Genomic DNA, 13,893 nt, shown 5'->3' with positions numbered 1-13,893 from the left:
GAATTCTGCCTCACTGTTTATCGGTTTTTATGGAGGAAGTTATGGGATTGGTATTGGCATCGGTTTCGGATAAGACGGGTTTAAAGGATTTTGCAGCCCGCTTAAAAGCGGCAGGTTATGATTTTATTGCCTCAGGGGGAACTGCAAAGACCTTGGAAGAGGCTGGCATTAAGGTAAAAGAGGTTTCCGAATATACCTCTTCGCCTGAAATTTTAGGCGGAAGGGTTAAGACCCTACATCCCATGATTCACGGCGGCATTTTAGCCCGCGATACCGAGGAGGATAGGGCAGAGCTTAAGGCCCTAGGCTTTAGCGAAATCGACATTGTGATAGCCAACCTATACCCATTTGAAAAAACTATAAGCTCCCCGGATTCTACTGAAAGCGATTGTATAGAAAACATAGACATAGGAGGAGTCGCTCTTTTAAGGGCAGCCGCAAAAAACTATTCCCGCGTTGCAATTATCTGCGACCCGGCCGACTATGACGAAATTTCTTCCGAAATCGAAAAGACGGGAGAGATTTCTCTTGCTTTACGCAAAAGATTAGCAATAAAGGCCTTTGATCTTTGTACCCGCTACGATGCGGCGATAACTTCTTGGCTTAGCCGGCTAAGCACTCTAAGCTGCGATATGGAAGAAAAGACATCTTTTGCCCTATGTGCTTATCCCGGGCAGGATTTGCGTTACGGGGAAAATCCCCATCAAAGGGCATGGCTTTACACAAACGAGCCTAAGACCGGTCCCTTAGGAGGCAGGGTCTTGCAGGGAAAGGAGCTTTCTTATAACAATATCCTCGATGCCGATGCTGCATGGAGGGCTGTTTCCATGTTTACAAAACCTGCAGCCATTGTGGTAAAACACCTCACGCCCTGCGGCCTTGCCGAAATAAACGAGGAGCAATCGGACTCCTCCGCTTTTTCTCCCCATTCCGAAGTTTCTTTAGCTCTAAGAGCCGCCATCGACTGCGACCCTGTTTCAGCCTTTGGAAGTATAATCGCCTTAAACCGTCCTTTTGATAAGGCTGCGTTTGAAGAACTCGGTTCCTTGTTTGTAGAATGTATTATCGCCCCTCTTTTTACCGAAGAAGCAAAAGAGCTTTTGTCGGGCAAAAAAAACTTACGCCTCATCGAAGCTCCCTTCCCTCAAGAAAAAGAGCTTTATGAATATAAGTCGGTCTTGGGCGGCTTTTTAAAGCAGGAAAAAGATTTAGGCGAGCCTGAAAGCACGGAATATAAGGATGCGGCTTTAAGAAAGGCGACACCGTTGGAAAGGTCTCTTTTACAATTTGCCATGAAGGCCTGCACCATGGTTAAGTCCAATGCCATTCTCCTTGCAGCCCCGATAGATCCTGCAAATCCTCAAAAAGGCTTTTGCTCTGTCGGCATAGGCTGCGGCCAGCCCAACAGAGTGGATGCCGCCCGCCAAGCCATCGAAAGAGCAGGAGAAAAAGTAAAGGATGCAGTCCTTGCCTCCGATGCCTTCTTTCCCTTCCCCGACACAATCGAAGAAGCGGCTAAGGCAGGCATAAAAGCCGTAATCCAACCCGGAGGCTCAATCAGAGACGACTTAAGCATTGAAGAATGTAACAAACACGGAATGGCTATGCTGGTAACGGGAGTGAGACACTTTAAGCATTAGGAAATTCTAATACGAAATCTTCTGTATAATATTATCTTTTTGGCGCCAATTTTTGTTGACGCGGACTTGAAGATCCAGTTGAACCTTATAAGGAAATATTTTGCGCATTTCGGCCATGGATTTTATTCTTATGCTTTTAATGACGGCGGCTCCCTTGCCTATGAGCATGGCCTTCTGGCTTTCTTTTTCGACGTAGAGGAAGGCCCGTACCCAAAGTTCTTTGCCGTTTTTACGCATTTCTGCATCTTCTACCCCTGCATAGAGGGCGTGGGGAATTTCCTCTCTGGTGTGGGCTATGGCCTGTTCCCTTATAATTTCGGTAATCCTAAAGACGACATCTTGATCGGTGTAGATATCTTCGGGGTAGAGCGGCTCTCCTTCGGGAAGGAGTTCTATGAGGGATGAGAGAATCTCGTTTATGCCCTTATCCTTTAGGGCGGAAATTTCAACGATCCTTTCTTGGGGAATATCGGGAAGGAGCTTTGAGATTTCCTTTTTTGCAAGGTCAACTTTTGAGGTAGCAGGGGCTTTTGGTGCGCCGTCTGCCTTTGAGGCGGCAAGGTCGGCCTTGTTGAGTCCTATTACTGTTTTTCCCTGTAAGGAGCTGAGTAGAGAGCAGATGTTTTTTTCTTCTTCTCCGAATTCCCTCGAAAGGTCTATGAGGTATAGGACGGCATCCCCTTCTTCCAGACGGGTTTTTGCAATTTCTTGAAGTTTTAGGTTTAGTTTTTTTTCGGATTTGTGGTAGCCGGGGGTATCGATAAAAACTATCTGTCCTTTGGTTGTGTTTACGATACCCCTTATTGCATTTCGGGTAGTTTGCGGAATTGATGAGACAATCGAAACTTTTTCGCCCGAAGCAGTATTTAAAAAGGTTGACTTACCGGCGGAAGGGCGTCCTATTATCGTTACAATTCCGCTTTTCATTTTATGCGCTTTGGCAGCCCTCGCATGATGAGCAGGAATTAAACTTGACTTTGTTTTCTGTAAGCATTAGAACTTTTGTCGGGCAGCCCTCAACGCACTTATTGCATGAATCGCAAAGAGCATAATCGACCTTGGGTATTCCGTCTATTACCTTTATCGCTCCCGTAGGACAGTTCTTTTCGCACTTCATACACTTTATGCAGCCTCGCTTACAGTTTTTCATAATCTGAGGCTTACGCGGGTTTTTGCATGAACAGAGGGCTATGGCTCCCTTTTGATCTATAGGAACTGTCGTTAAAACATGCTGCGGGCATTGGGCAACACAGACAGCACAGCCTGTACACTTATCGTAGTCTACTTCAGGAAGCCCATTCTCTTTTATGTGAATTGCATCAAAGGGGCAGGCATTTTCGCAGTCGCCGAGACCTATACATCCCCAGTCGCAGTCTTTTGTTCCGTTAATCGAAATTTTTGCAGCCTTACAGGTTTTGACTCCTATGTAGTCGCATTTGTTTCGGCAGACATCGTGAGAGCCTTGGCAGGTTAAAACCGCAACTCTCGCAGAAGCCGAAGCATCGACTCCCATTATCTTTCCGATAGCTTGAGCTACAGGGGCAGCTCCTACAGGGCATCCGTTTACGGGTGCATCTCCTGCTGCAACTGCTGCAGCAAATCCGTCACAGCCGGGATAACCGCAGGCTCCGCAGTTTGCTCCGGGAAGAACCTCTCTTACGGCTGCTGCCGTCTTGTCCGGTTCGACATAAAATATTTTCTTAAAAAAGCCCAATAAAAGGCCCAACAAAAGAGACAACACCAGCGATACGGCCAAGGTCAATAAAATAATATTCATGCATACTCCAATAAAACTTTATTTCTCTTGTATAATGCCATATTTTCGGCTTTTGTGCAAGTGATGGGTTTTAAAAATAGATTAAGAAAATTGAAGTTAATTTGAAAATTGACATAATTCTTTTTTTTCATTATAATACACCCTATGTTAAATCCTGAAAATATACGCAATTTTTGTATTGTAGCTCACATAGATCACGGTAAGTCGACCCTGTCCGACAGGCTCATTGAAAAGACTAAGATAATAGATGAGCGCTATCACCGCAATCAGATGACAGACGATATGGACATAGAAAGAGAGCGGGGTATTACCATAAAAAGTCACGCAGTCCGCATTCCGTATACGGCTAAGGACGGTAAAAACTATGTTTTAAACTTTGTAGATACTCCAGGTCACGTAGATTTTTCCTACGAGGTTTCGCGTGCCATTGCTTCTTGCGAGGGGGCTATCTTAATAGTGGATGCCACTCAGGGAGTTGAGTCCCAAACCCTTTCAAATATGTATCTTGCTCTTGAACATGACTTGGAAATTCTCCCCGTCATAAACAAGATAGATCTGCCTGCGGCCGATGTGGACGCTGCAAAGCATCAGATAGATCACGATCTTGGGCTTGATTCAGATGTTGCCGTGGCCGTTTCTGCAAAGACTGGCGAAAATATCGATGCCCTCTTTGAATCTATAGTAACAACTTTTCCGCCGCCCAAGGGTTCAAAGGATAATCCCTTGCAGGCCCTTATCTTCGACTGCCACTATGACTCCTACAGAGGAGTTGTAGTCCATGTGCGTGTTTTTGAAGGAATGATAAGGCCCGGAATGACAATACGCTTTATGAATACCGGCGGCGAGTACAAGGTAGAAGAAACCGGAACCTTTGTCCTCGACCTTGTAAAGCAGGATTCCTTGCAGGCCGGAGAGGTAGGCTATATAATTGCCGGTATTAAAACCGTTTCCGATGTCGGAGTCGGAGATACCATCACCGATGCAGCCGCTCCCTGTAAAACTCCCTTATCCGGCTTTAAAGAGGTAAAGCCTGTAGTTTTTTCTTCAGTCTATCCCACTGACACAAATGACTACGAGGAGCTCCGCGAGTCTTTCGAAAAATTAAAACTGAACGATGCAAGCCTAACCTGGGAAAAGGACTCCTCCCTTGCCCTCGGGCACGGCTTTAGATGCGGTTTTTTGGGGCTCCTCCATCTTGAAATCGTACAGGAGAGGTTGGAAAGAGAATTTGATCAGGCTGTTATCTTTACGGCCCCCTCGGTACGGTATAAACTGACGATGCGTACGGGAGAAGAAATTATTTGCGACAACCCGGCCGATTATCCCGATGAGGGGCTTATAGCCTCCGCTGAGGAACCATACATAAAGGCAACCCTTATAACGCCTACAAATTATCTTGGAAATGTTATGTCTCTTTGTATGGAAAAGCGGGGAGTGCAGACCAATATGACCTACTTGGATGAAAAACGGGTTGAGATGACCTATGAGATGCCCTTGGCCGAGGTCTTATTCGATTTTTATGACAGGCTCAAAAGCATAAGCCGGGGCTATGCCTCCTTTGACTACGAGGTTATAGGAACCCGTCCCACCGACCTGGCAAAGATAGATATTTTGATCAACGGAAAGCCTGTTGATGCTCTAGCCCAGCTTGCCTATAAGCCGAGCGCCTACGACAAGGCCCGCCTTGTATGCGAAAAGCTTAAAGACGAAATACCGCGTCAGCAGTTTAAGATTCCGATTCAGGGTGCTATCGGCAGTCAGATAATAGCGAGGGAAACAATTTCTGCCCTGCGAAAAGATGTTCTTGCCAAGTGCTACGGAGGCGACATTACCCGAAAGCGGAAACTCCTCGAAAAACAAAAGGAAGGAAAAAAGCGCATGAAGATGATCGGCGATGTCGAGCTTCCGCAGTCCGCCTTCTTAGCCGTATTGAAGACCAAGGAAGATTAAGCCTTATAATAGGGGGACGGATGGCGGTGGTTCCACGCTTCGAGAGTTTTAGACGCAAGTCTAAAACTCTAAGCTGAAAATCAGACATGGATGTCTGATTTTCAGCGGACCCCCTTTTTCTTTTCTCCAAAGAATGATATAATCCATCGTTGCTTTAATAAATAATTTTATAAGGATGGAATTGACTTATGAGCAAAAAGACCAACGATATTATTGTTATAGGTTTTGCTTTATTTGCTATGTTTTTAGGAGCAGGAAACCTAATCTTTCCCCCTACCTTGGGTCACTTATCGGGAAAGGACTGGATTTTTTCCCTTTTAGGTTTTTTGGTAACCGGGGTTGGAATGCCCGTTTTGGGTATAATATCTATGGGAAAGTGTGACGGTCATCTTTCCAATTTTACCAAAAACATAAATCAATTATTCGGAACATTTTTTATAATCTTTGTTATGCTTATAATAGGTCCTCTTTTTGCTATTCCAAGAACGGCCGCCACTACTTATGAAATTGCCATCAGACCCAACTTCGGCATAAGCTCGGTTTTATCTTCCTTTATATTCTTTGCAATCACCTTGTTTTTTGTTCTAACTCCTAATGATGTTATTGACAGGGTTGGAAAATTTTTGACACCTGCCTTGATAGCTGTTTTAGGCCTTTTGGTTATCAAAGGTTTTGTTACTCCTATAGGAAAACCTTCCGAACCTTTGGTAGATAAGATTTTTTTAAGAGGCTTTAAAGAAGGTTATCAAACTATGGATGCTCTAGGCTCTATGATATTGGCAACCATAGTTATTTCGAGTATAAGTGCAAAAGGTTATACCGATAAAAAATCCCTTTTAAAGATGACTATTTGGACGGGACTTATTGCCTGTATCGGCCTGGGTCTTGTCTACGGCGGCCTTGTATATGTGGGTGCAACAGGAAGTGCCGTTTTACCCGATAATCTTTCTCGAACGGAAATTGTAGTTCAGTCGAGCGAAATTTTGTGGGGCAAGGCCGGACGGGTAGTTTTAGGTTTGGCAATAGGCTTGGCTTGTTTGACTACCTCAATCGGTCTTACTGCAACTGCCGGTGATTACTTTTCTAAGAGGTTTAAAGACGATATCAGCTATCGTGCCACGGTTATTATTATCTGTGTCGTAAGTTTTTTCCTTTCAAACTTCGGTGTCGATAATATTATCTCCATTGCAGGACCGATTCTTGAGGTTATCTATCCTGTAGCAATTGTTTTGATAGTTTTAAATTTATTTTCGGAATTTATACCGAACAAGTATTTCTTCCATGGTGCTGTAATAGGCACTCTTTCGATAAGTGTTCTCCAAGGCTGGGTTGCAGCACAGGATCTTATCAATAACCTTCTTGTCAAGCTTGAAGCCTTTCCGGCTATGGATCAAGTCGGTATGAGTTTTAATACCACAATTAATGTTTTAAAAACGCTTCCTTTTGAAGGCATAGGATTCCCATGGCTTCTTCCGGCTCTCGGTTTTTCTCTTTTATTAGGTTTCGGCTATATTATCATGCAAAAGACAGAAAAAGCTCCATCAATGAAGGACCAATCAGAAGGAAAGGATGAATAATGGCTGAAATAGAAAAAGTTAATTTACTGGATTTGGATGAAGAAGATTACGATACGGTTCTTGCTCCGGATATTCAGTTTAGCGGTAAGATAGAGTGCAAAAAGCCTTTTATGATTAAGGGGCATGTGGAAGGATTTTTGGTTTCTACAAGCGATGTAACTATTGATGAAAATTCTACCGTAAAGGCAAATATCAGGGCTGACAGGGTTGTGATTAAAGGATCTGTCGAGGGAAATGTTTTAGCCGACACTATGGTTCATGTCTTTTCTTGCGGAAGGCTTATAGGTGATGTTACAGCTCCTGAAGTTGTGCTTGAAAGCGGCTGTATATTTAACGGTATTTGTACGATGACAAAGGATAATCAGCTTGGAAGATAAAAAAATAAAGTTATATTTTATCTTTAAATTTTCTATCATTTTTTTTATGATTTGTGGGGCTCCTCTTTTTGCCCAAAGTAAGCCTGATGCTCTTGTTTTGTATAAAAACGGCCGTTATGCCGAGGCTGTTGCCGTATGCGAAGCAGAAATCAAACAGTCTCCTAATAATTTGGACAGCTATGTTGTAATGACATGGGCTCTCTTGGCTGACGGCCGATACCAAAAAACTTATGATATTGCCTTAGCCGGACGTAAAATTGCACAAACCGATCCTAGGCTTATAGCATCTCAAGCAGAGGCTTGTTATCATTTAGGTAAAAATTCCGAAGCCCTTAAACTTTTTCAAGATTATATTTCCTATGCTCCCAACGGAGTGCGTATTTCTTCTTCATATTATTTTATGGGAGAAATATATTTACGGATGGCAAAATACAGGCATGCAGATATTTCTTTTTCTGTAGCGGTTACCCTTGACTCCTTTAACAGTCTTTGGTGGGTTCGTTTAGGCTATGCCAGAGAACAGATAAAAGAATACCGCTATTCCCTTGAAGCCTACAACAAGGCCTTGAGCTTAAACAAAAACCTTGTTGATGCTCAAAAAGGGCGTGAAAGGGTCTTACAGCGTTTTTAATATATGAGCAATTTTTTTTCTGTTAGAATAGAAACGCTCGGCTGCCGCTTAAATCAAGTGGAATCGGATGCCCTTGCCGTCCGCTTTGCCGAGTGCGGTTTTGATGTGTTTTCAAAAGAAACGGAGCTTTCAATTTTACCCGTAAAACTTTGTATAGTAAATACCTGTACGGTTACCGGAAAAGCCGAACAAAAAGCGAGGCGGCTTATCCGCCTTTTATTAAAGGAGCATAATGAGGCTGCCATCCTTGTTACAGGCTGTTATGCTGAACTTGAAGCCGATTCTATCGAAAAAATAAATGAAAGAATCGTAGCCTTTTCCGGCAAAAAAAAGGATGAGCTTGACGAGCTGCCTCAATTTTTAAAAGAGGCTTGCCTCAAAAATACATTTGAAAAAAACGATGCGGTTAACCTCAAAAAAAATATTCTTTTTTTTAGAAATCAGGTATATTCAAAAGAAGATAAATCGGATAAATCTTTTTTGATAAAGGAAGCCGAAAAAAGAAAAGCAATGTTCAAATTAAGCTCTCCGGTTTTCTTTTTTTATTCGAGGGCCAGTTTAAAGGTTCAAGACGGGTGCAATAATGCTTGTGCCTATTGCAGAATAAGACTTGCCAGAGGCTATTCCGTTTCTCTGCCTGCAGAGGAAGCCGTCCGCAGGATAATTCAAATAGAAAAAAACGGATCTTCAGAGGTTGTGTTGTCGGGTGTAAATCTTTCCCAATATAGGGACGAAACTTATGGAGGCTTTGCAAACCTCTTGGCCATGCTTTTGGAAAACACAAAAAAAATAAGACTCCGAATTTCGAGTATGTATCCCGAATGTGTAGATGAAGACATCTTAAAAATTGTAGAGGACAAAAGGATTTGCCCTCATTTTCATCTTTCGGTTCAGTCCGGAAGCGATAAAATTTTAAGGGCGATGAATAGACCTTATAGGGAAGCCGATATAAGAAGAGCTGTAGATAATTTACGCAAGGTAAAGGATAATCCTTTTATAGGCTGCGATATTATTACGGGTTTTCCTTCCGAGACGGAAGATGATTTTTTGCAAACATTTAAGATGTGTGAAGACTTAAAAATTCCCGGCATTCATGTTTTCCCCTTTTCAGCCCGCCCCGGGACAAAGGCATTTTCGATGAAGCCTAAGGTTCCTGAAAGGGAAGCCGGAAGAAGGGCTGCTCTTCTTTCGGAGTTGAGCGAAAAAAACTACCAAAACTATCTGGCTTCATGTAACGGAAAAGTTTTTTTTGGTGTTACCGAAAGGCCTCAAAAAAATGAAGATTTGAGGATTGTAACCGAAAACTATTTGACTCTTCCTTTAAAAGTAAACAATAAAACCGAAAACTATAAGGGAGGAGAAGGAATTTTTGTTGTCATCAAAGGCGGATTTGCATATCTTGCGGATTAGTGTTTTTTATGATAGAATTAATTTACGCCGAATGTATGGAACTTGAGCGGAGGTAAAAATGAAGAAAGTAATTGTTTTTTTGTTCTTGTGTACTGCAGTTGTTTTTTTTGGTTTTGCACAGATTACTATGCCGGAACCTGTAGAACCCTCATATGTTTCTCCGCGGATAAGCGGATTGGGAATTCCTTTTACAACATATCAGGCCGGAACCGAAACATTGTTTACAAATCCGGCTCTCTTTCCTTTTTTGACCAAACGCTGGTCGGCCGGTAAGATTGCTCTGCATGCAAATGAAGACAGTTTTGGCGGTTTTAGTTCCATATTTGCACCCGAAAAAATAAAAGCTTTTACAGACTACCTTTATACAAGTAATAGCAAGTATATTGATTTTGCCGCTACAGGCCCGTTAGCTCTCAGCTTAGCCGATAAAAATTTTGCAGTAGGGATTTTTAACAGATCCATAGCTCATGCCGATGTAGAAAGTACGGTAACAAAAAAGCTGTTAATAGGCGAAGAGCTTTTGCTAACCGGAGGCTACGGTATCTGTGTTTATGACGATGATGTTAATAAGGTAGCTTTGGGCTTTCAAATGAAAGGCTTTTTTCAAACTTTTTCTTATGCTCTGAATAAGAGTAAGGCAGATATGGCTTTGGCTGTTAACTCTCAATTTAAAGATCTAAACATAGTTTTGGCCGGCGGTGTCGGTTTGGATGCAGGCTTTTTATATAAGTATGATAACTACTTTTTTTTAGGGCTTACATGTAAGGATGCTTATACTCCCGTTTTTTTAATTCCGTATAATAGTTTTGAAGATTATAAAAAAGCAGTCACAGCAGGTAAAACACAGTATAAAACGCTTTTACCTAACTTGAGTGTTGGTATAGGTTCAATGCCCATTTTTGAAGATATGTGGACTACAATTTCTTCGTTGTCTTTTTATCTTGATTATGAAAATATTTTGGAGCCTATTTTTAACAAAAATAAGAGTCCTCTTTTAAATATTGCTTTTGGAACCGAAATAGTTTTTCACAAGGTTTTAAGTTTTAGGCTTGGTATGCATGAGCTTTACCCTCATTTAGGGGTAGGACTTGATTTTACCTATTTTCAGATAGACTTTTCTGCCTTTTTAAACGAGCTTGGAAATAAACCGTGGGAAAAACACAAAATAGGTTTGGACCTTGCTTTTTCATTTGAATATTAATTTTAACGTAATTTATTTTTAGGAAATCTTATGTCTTTTGAAGTAAAATCGGGCAGCCGTACTAAAATTCTTTCGCGGTTAGCTCTTCTTTCAGCAACCCTTTTATGGGGAAGTACATTTGTTGCAGTCAGCAGTACAAACGATTTTTTTAAGCCCAACTTTTTATTGGCTTGCCGCTTTTTGCCTGCCTGTCTGATTCTTTGTGCCGTGTTTTTTAAACGCTTAAAAAAACTGGACAAGCGTTATTTACGAGCCGGAATGTTTATGGGGCTTATCATGTTTGCAGGTTATTCCTTGCAGGCTATTGCTATTACCACAGCGGGAGGTCTTCCGGGCAGGAGCTCTTTTTTGGTGGCTACATATTGTGTTCTTGTTCCCTTTGTAAATGCCGTAGTTTTAAAAAAGATGCCTGATAAATTCAATATTTTTGCAGCCTTTCTTTGCTTTGCAGGCATCCTTGCAATTTCTATGCCCGATTTGATTTTAGAAAGCTCAAAAGGTGTAAACTGGGGAGATGTACTTTCTCTTATAAGCAGCTTTATCTTTGCGGTGTACATAGTTCTTCTACCTAAATATATGGAAGAACTAGATGCCCCTCTTATTACTATAGCTCAATTTGCCTTTGCAGGAACCTACGCTCTTATTTTTTCTCTTTTGTTTGAAGATAATTCCGGCACAATTTGGAACTATCAATCCGTCTTCACTCTGGTTTATCTGACTGTTCTTTGTACGGCCCTCTGCGTCTTGCTTCAAGCTGTGGGACAAAAGAATACGCCTCCGACGACTGCGGCCCTTATTTTTTCTCTTGAATCGGTGTTCAGCATCTTCCTTTCGATAATGCTAACCGGCGAAAAATTCACGCCGGCCTTAGCTCTGGGCTGTTCCTGCATCTTTATTGCAATTATAATCTCCGAAACGAAGCTTTCATTTTTGAGGAGGAAACTGCTTATTACTTGACATTATACTTACAAGGCTCGACATATTTTTCCATCATGGATTTATCGACAGCTCTCTTTTTGATCATTTCGCTGTAGAAGTTTCCGCTTTTTTTGATTGTTCTTTCTTGGGTTTCATAATTACAGTGGACAAGGCCGAAACGGGCCGATTCTCCTTCCTTCCATTCGAAGTTGTCGATAAAGCACCAATGATAATAGGCTTCAAAGGGAAGGGGAGACTCGCTTATGAGTTTTAGGTGCTCGTAAATATAGCGGCATCTAAACTGGTCGTTGTTGTCGCAGGTTCCGTTTTCGCTTATGACTATCGGAAGGGGGAGGCAGTTATAACATTTTTGAGCACACTCTATTAGACCTAAGGGATAAATATCCCAGCCCAGATCGTTTTTAGGAGTGTTTTCAAAGGCCTTGTAAGAAAAGCCTCTTACAGCCTGCCTTGAATAATAGTTGACGGCTATAAAGTCAACATAGTTTTTCTTTTTTATGTTTAAAAGATTTTTAAATGGGAATGAAAACTCTCCCTTAAAACAGGCTTCCATGATTCCGTCTTGGAAGAGTTTGCTTATTCTTTTTGCTGCCTTGTGGTCGGCTTTTTTATTTTTATCCTTGGGATGGAAGGCCTGCATATGATGTGCAAAGCTTACCCTTGTGTCCGTGAATCCTTTTTCTTTGCGTATTGTATGGATTAAATCATAGGCCTTGCAGTGGGCGGCTATTAGGACGTTCATTACCTTTAGGGTTTTGGCAATTGATTTTTTTTCAGGCGGCCAAAGGCCTAAAAAGAAGGATTGCACGGCATAGACATTAGGTTCATTTATTGTAACATAGTCGCTGCAAAGACTGCTGAGCTCTCTTATGCAAATTTCTACATAGTTTAAGAAAACTTCAACATTTTCTTTTTTTGTAAAGCCTCCCGAATTTTCAAACCACATTGGATGGCTGAAGTGGTATAGGCTTATTAGAGGCTTGATACCGGCTTTTTGTAAAAGACTTAATTCCGCCTTATAGTGATCAAGAGCTTCCATATCGAATTTACCCTTTTCAGGTTCAATACGGGCCCATTCAAGGGACATTCGGTAAGTTTGAATACCCATCTTTTTTAAAAGCTTGGTATCCTCTTCAACCTTTTCGTAGTGCATATTTGCACGGGCTACATCTGAGCCGTCATTGGTCATCTTGCGGTCGCAAAAATCGTTCCAGTTGGAATTTACCCTTCCTCCCTCAATCTGTGTAGAAGCCGTTGCAACTCCAAGTAAAAATTTTTCCTTTAACTTAAACATATCTTCCTCCATAAAAACTTTTTGTAAGGATTATAAATCTAAAACTTCTTTGCGATAAAAGTCCACGATGGATCTTCCGTATATCCTTTCATCTCTCTTTGTTAAAGAGCCTATTGTTTCAGGCATTGCCTTTTCTGACGGCCTGTGCATCATCACTAGGCCGCCTTCTTTTAATATTTTTGATTCTTCTATTTTTTCTAAAAGTTCTATGTGAAATTTATAGGGGAAGGGCGGATCGAGGTAGATAATGTCAAAGGATTCCTTTGCACGTTTTATAAAGGTCTCTGCAGGCATCCTCTTGCATTCCAGTTTTTTAGCGGCCATGGAAACATTTTTTAATAGAACGGGAAATTTATCCGCATCCTTTTCGACAAGGTAAACAGGGTAGGCTCCGCGCGAGTAGGCTTCCAAGCCGCAGACTCCCGATCCGGTAAAAAGATCTAAAAAAGAAAGACCTGAAAGATCTCCAAGTATTGAAAAAATAGACTCCCTCATCCTGTCCATCGCAGGACGGATTATTCCCTTAGGGCATTCGACCTGCCTGTTTTTTAAACTGCCTCCGGTTATTCTCATAGGAATAATTATAACATAGACCTATCCTAAGTTCAATAACTCTGAAAGTTCATTTTGAGAGACTATATTGTAAGCTTCATTTTGAAAATTAGTGTCGGAAATATCTATATTTATTTTACCTAGAAAATCCTGATGCTTTTTATAAATACCTTCAAAGCGTGCTTTTTCCTGATTAAAAAAAGATTCTCTGCCTAGTTTTTCGGTAAGGATTATTTTCAATACCGCCATATATTTTTTGATACAAAAGTATAGACTGTTCATTGTATCGATATAATCCGGAAGATGTGATTGAGGCTCTATCTGATTAAAAAGTTTTTGGAGAGCAGCATCAAAAAATAAAATATCCCTTATCATCTTATCTGCAAAAATACTTTCTGAAAGTTCTAAATTAAGTCCGTCTTTTATTACATCCAACATTCTGGTTATCTGAAACAAATTATCCTGAAAAACAATCTTATGAAGCATCTTTTTTCCCCTCTTAAAAATAGATTAACTACGGTTCTATTTTATTTTCGGAAGATAAA

13 protein-coding genes are annotated in these 13,893 nt (G+C 41.3%); 8 read left to right on the top strand and 5 right to left on the bottom strand.

All coding sequences use genetic code 11. From position 1 onward, the window contains the following. Positions 1-41: 41 nt before the first annotated feature. Positions 42-1,640: a bifunctional phosphoribosylaminoimidazolecarboxamide formyltransferase/IMP cyclohydrolase gene (gene purH, locus E4O00_RS07075; RefSeq protein WP_371922726.1), complete on the top strand. Its 1,599-nt coding sequence runs from the start codon at positions 42-44 to the stop codon at positions 1,638-1,640. Positions 1,641-1,646: 6 nt separating this feature from the next. Here purH and era read toward each other — a convergent pair whose 3' ends face one another. Beyond that, positions 1,647-2,567 carry a GTPase Era gene (era, locus tag E4O00_RS07070; protein WP_253676659.1) on the bottom strand — a complete coding sequence of 307 codons (921 nt, stop codon included), beginning with the start codon at positions 2,565-2,567 and terminating at the stop codon, positions 1,647-1,649. Position 2,568: 1 nt separating this feature from the next. Continuing rightward, positions 2,569-3,417, bottom strand: coding sequence for an RnfABCDGE type electron transport complex subunit B (locus E4O00_RS07065; protein ID WP_253676658.1), 849 nt, complete (start codon positions 3,415-3,417; stop codon positions 2,569-2,571). 144 nt (positions 3,418-3,561) lie between these two features. Here E4O00_RS07065 and lepA point away from each other — a divergent pair, with 144 nt between their 5' ends. The 7 genes from lepA (at position 3,562) to E4O00_RS07030 (ending at position 11,520) form a co-directional block, all read left to right on the top strand. Beyond that, positions 3,562-5,367: a translation elongation factor 4 gene (gene lepA, locus E4O00_RS07060; RefSeq protein WP_253676657.1), complete on the top strand. Its 1,806-nt coding sequence runs from the start codon at positions 3,562-3,564 to the stop codon at positions 5,365-5,367. Between the two features lie 188 nt (positions 5,368-5,555). Then, the gene (gene brnQ / locus E4O00_RS07055) at positions 5,556-6,944 is read left to right on the top strand and encodes a branched-chain amino acid transport system II carrier protein (RefSeq protein ID WP_253676656.1); all 1,389 of its coding nucleotides are present in this window, start codon (positions 5,556-5,558) and stop codon (positions 6,942-6,944) included. Continuing rightward, entirely contained in the window at positions 6,944-7,321 is a 378-nt protein-coding gene (locus E4O00_RS07050; protein ID WP_253676655.1) for a bactofilin family protein, read from the top strand. The genes brnQ and E4O00_RS07050 overlap by 1 nt, the downstream gene beginning before the upstream one ends. Next, positions 7,311-7,952: a tetratricopeptide repeat protein gene (locus E4O00_RS07045; RefSeq protein WP_253676654.1), complete on the top strand. Its 642-nt coding sequence runs from the start codon at positions 7,311-7,313 to the stop codon at positions 7,950-7,952. Before E4O00_RS07050 ends, E4O00_RS07045 begins: the two co-directional genes overlap by 11 nt. Before the next feature lie 3 nt (positions 7,953-7,955). After that, complete coding sequence (gene mtaB / locus E4O00_RS07040; protein ID WP_253676653.1) at positions 7,956-9,362, top strand: tRNA (N(6)-L-threonylcarbamoyladenosine(37)-C(2))-methylthiotransferase MtaB; 1,407 nt, start codon at positions 7,956-7,958, stop codon at positions 9,360-9,362. A gap of 58 nt (positions 9,363-9,420) precedes the next feature. Then, entirely contained in the window at positions 9,421-10,563 is a 1,143-nt protein-coding gene (locus E4O00_RS07035; protein WP_253676652.1) for a hypothetical protein, read from the top strand. Between the two features lie 30 nt (positions 10,564-10,593). After that, entirely contained in the window at positions 10,594-11,520 is a 927-nt protein-coding gene (locus E4O00_RS07030) for a DMT family transporter (RefSeq protein WP_253676651.1), read from the top strand. On the opposite strand, the gene E4O00_RS07025 is transcribed toward E4O00_RS07030, so the two are convergent. Genes E4O00_RS07025 through E4O00_RS07015 form a run of 3 tightly spaced genes read right to left on the bottom strand, consistent with a single transcriptional unit; the run spans position 11,513 to position 13,834 of the window. Beyond that, a complete protein-coding gene (locus tag E4O00_RS07025) occupies positions 11,513-12,796 on the bottom strand; it encodes a glycoside hydrolase family 1 protein (protein ID WP_253676650.1) in 1,284 nt (427 codons plus the stop codon). The two genes, E4O00_RS07030 and E4O00_RS07025, sit on opposite strands and share 8 nt — an antisense overlap. Before the next feature lie 30 nt (positions 12,797-12,826). Then, a complete protein-coding gene (gene rsmD, locus E4O00_RS07020; protein ID WP_253676649.1) occupies positions 12,827-13,369 on the bottom strand; it encodes a 16S rRNA (guanine(966)-N(2))-methyltransferase RsmD in 543 nt (180 codons plus the stop codon). 21 nt (positions 13,370-13,390) lie between these two features. Further along, a complete protein-coding gene (locus E4O00_RS07015; protein WP_253676648.1) occupies positions 13,391-13,834 on the bottom strand; it encodes a hypothetical protein in 444 nt (147 codons plus the stop codon). Positions 13,835-13,893 lie beyond the last annotated feature (59 nt).

This window comes from Treponema sp. OMZ 788, from assembly GCF_024181245.1.
Lineage (GTDB): Bacteria > Spirochaetota > Spirochaetia > Treponematales > Treponemataceae > Treponema_B.
The sequence above is the reverse complement of the archived record's forward strand: the minus strand, read 5'-3'. Positions and strand labels throughout refer to the sequence as shown.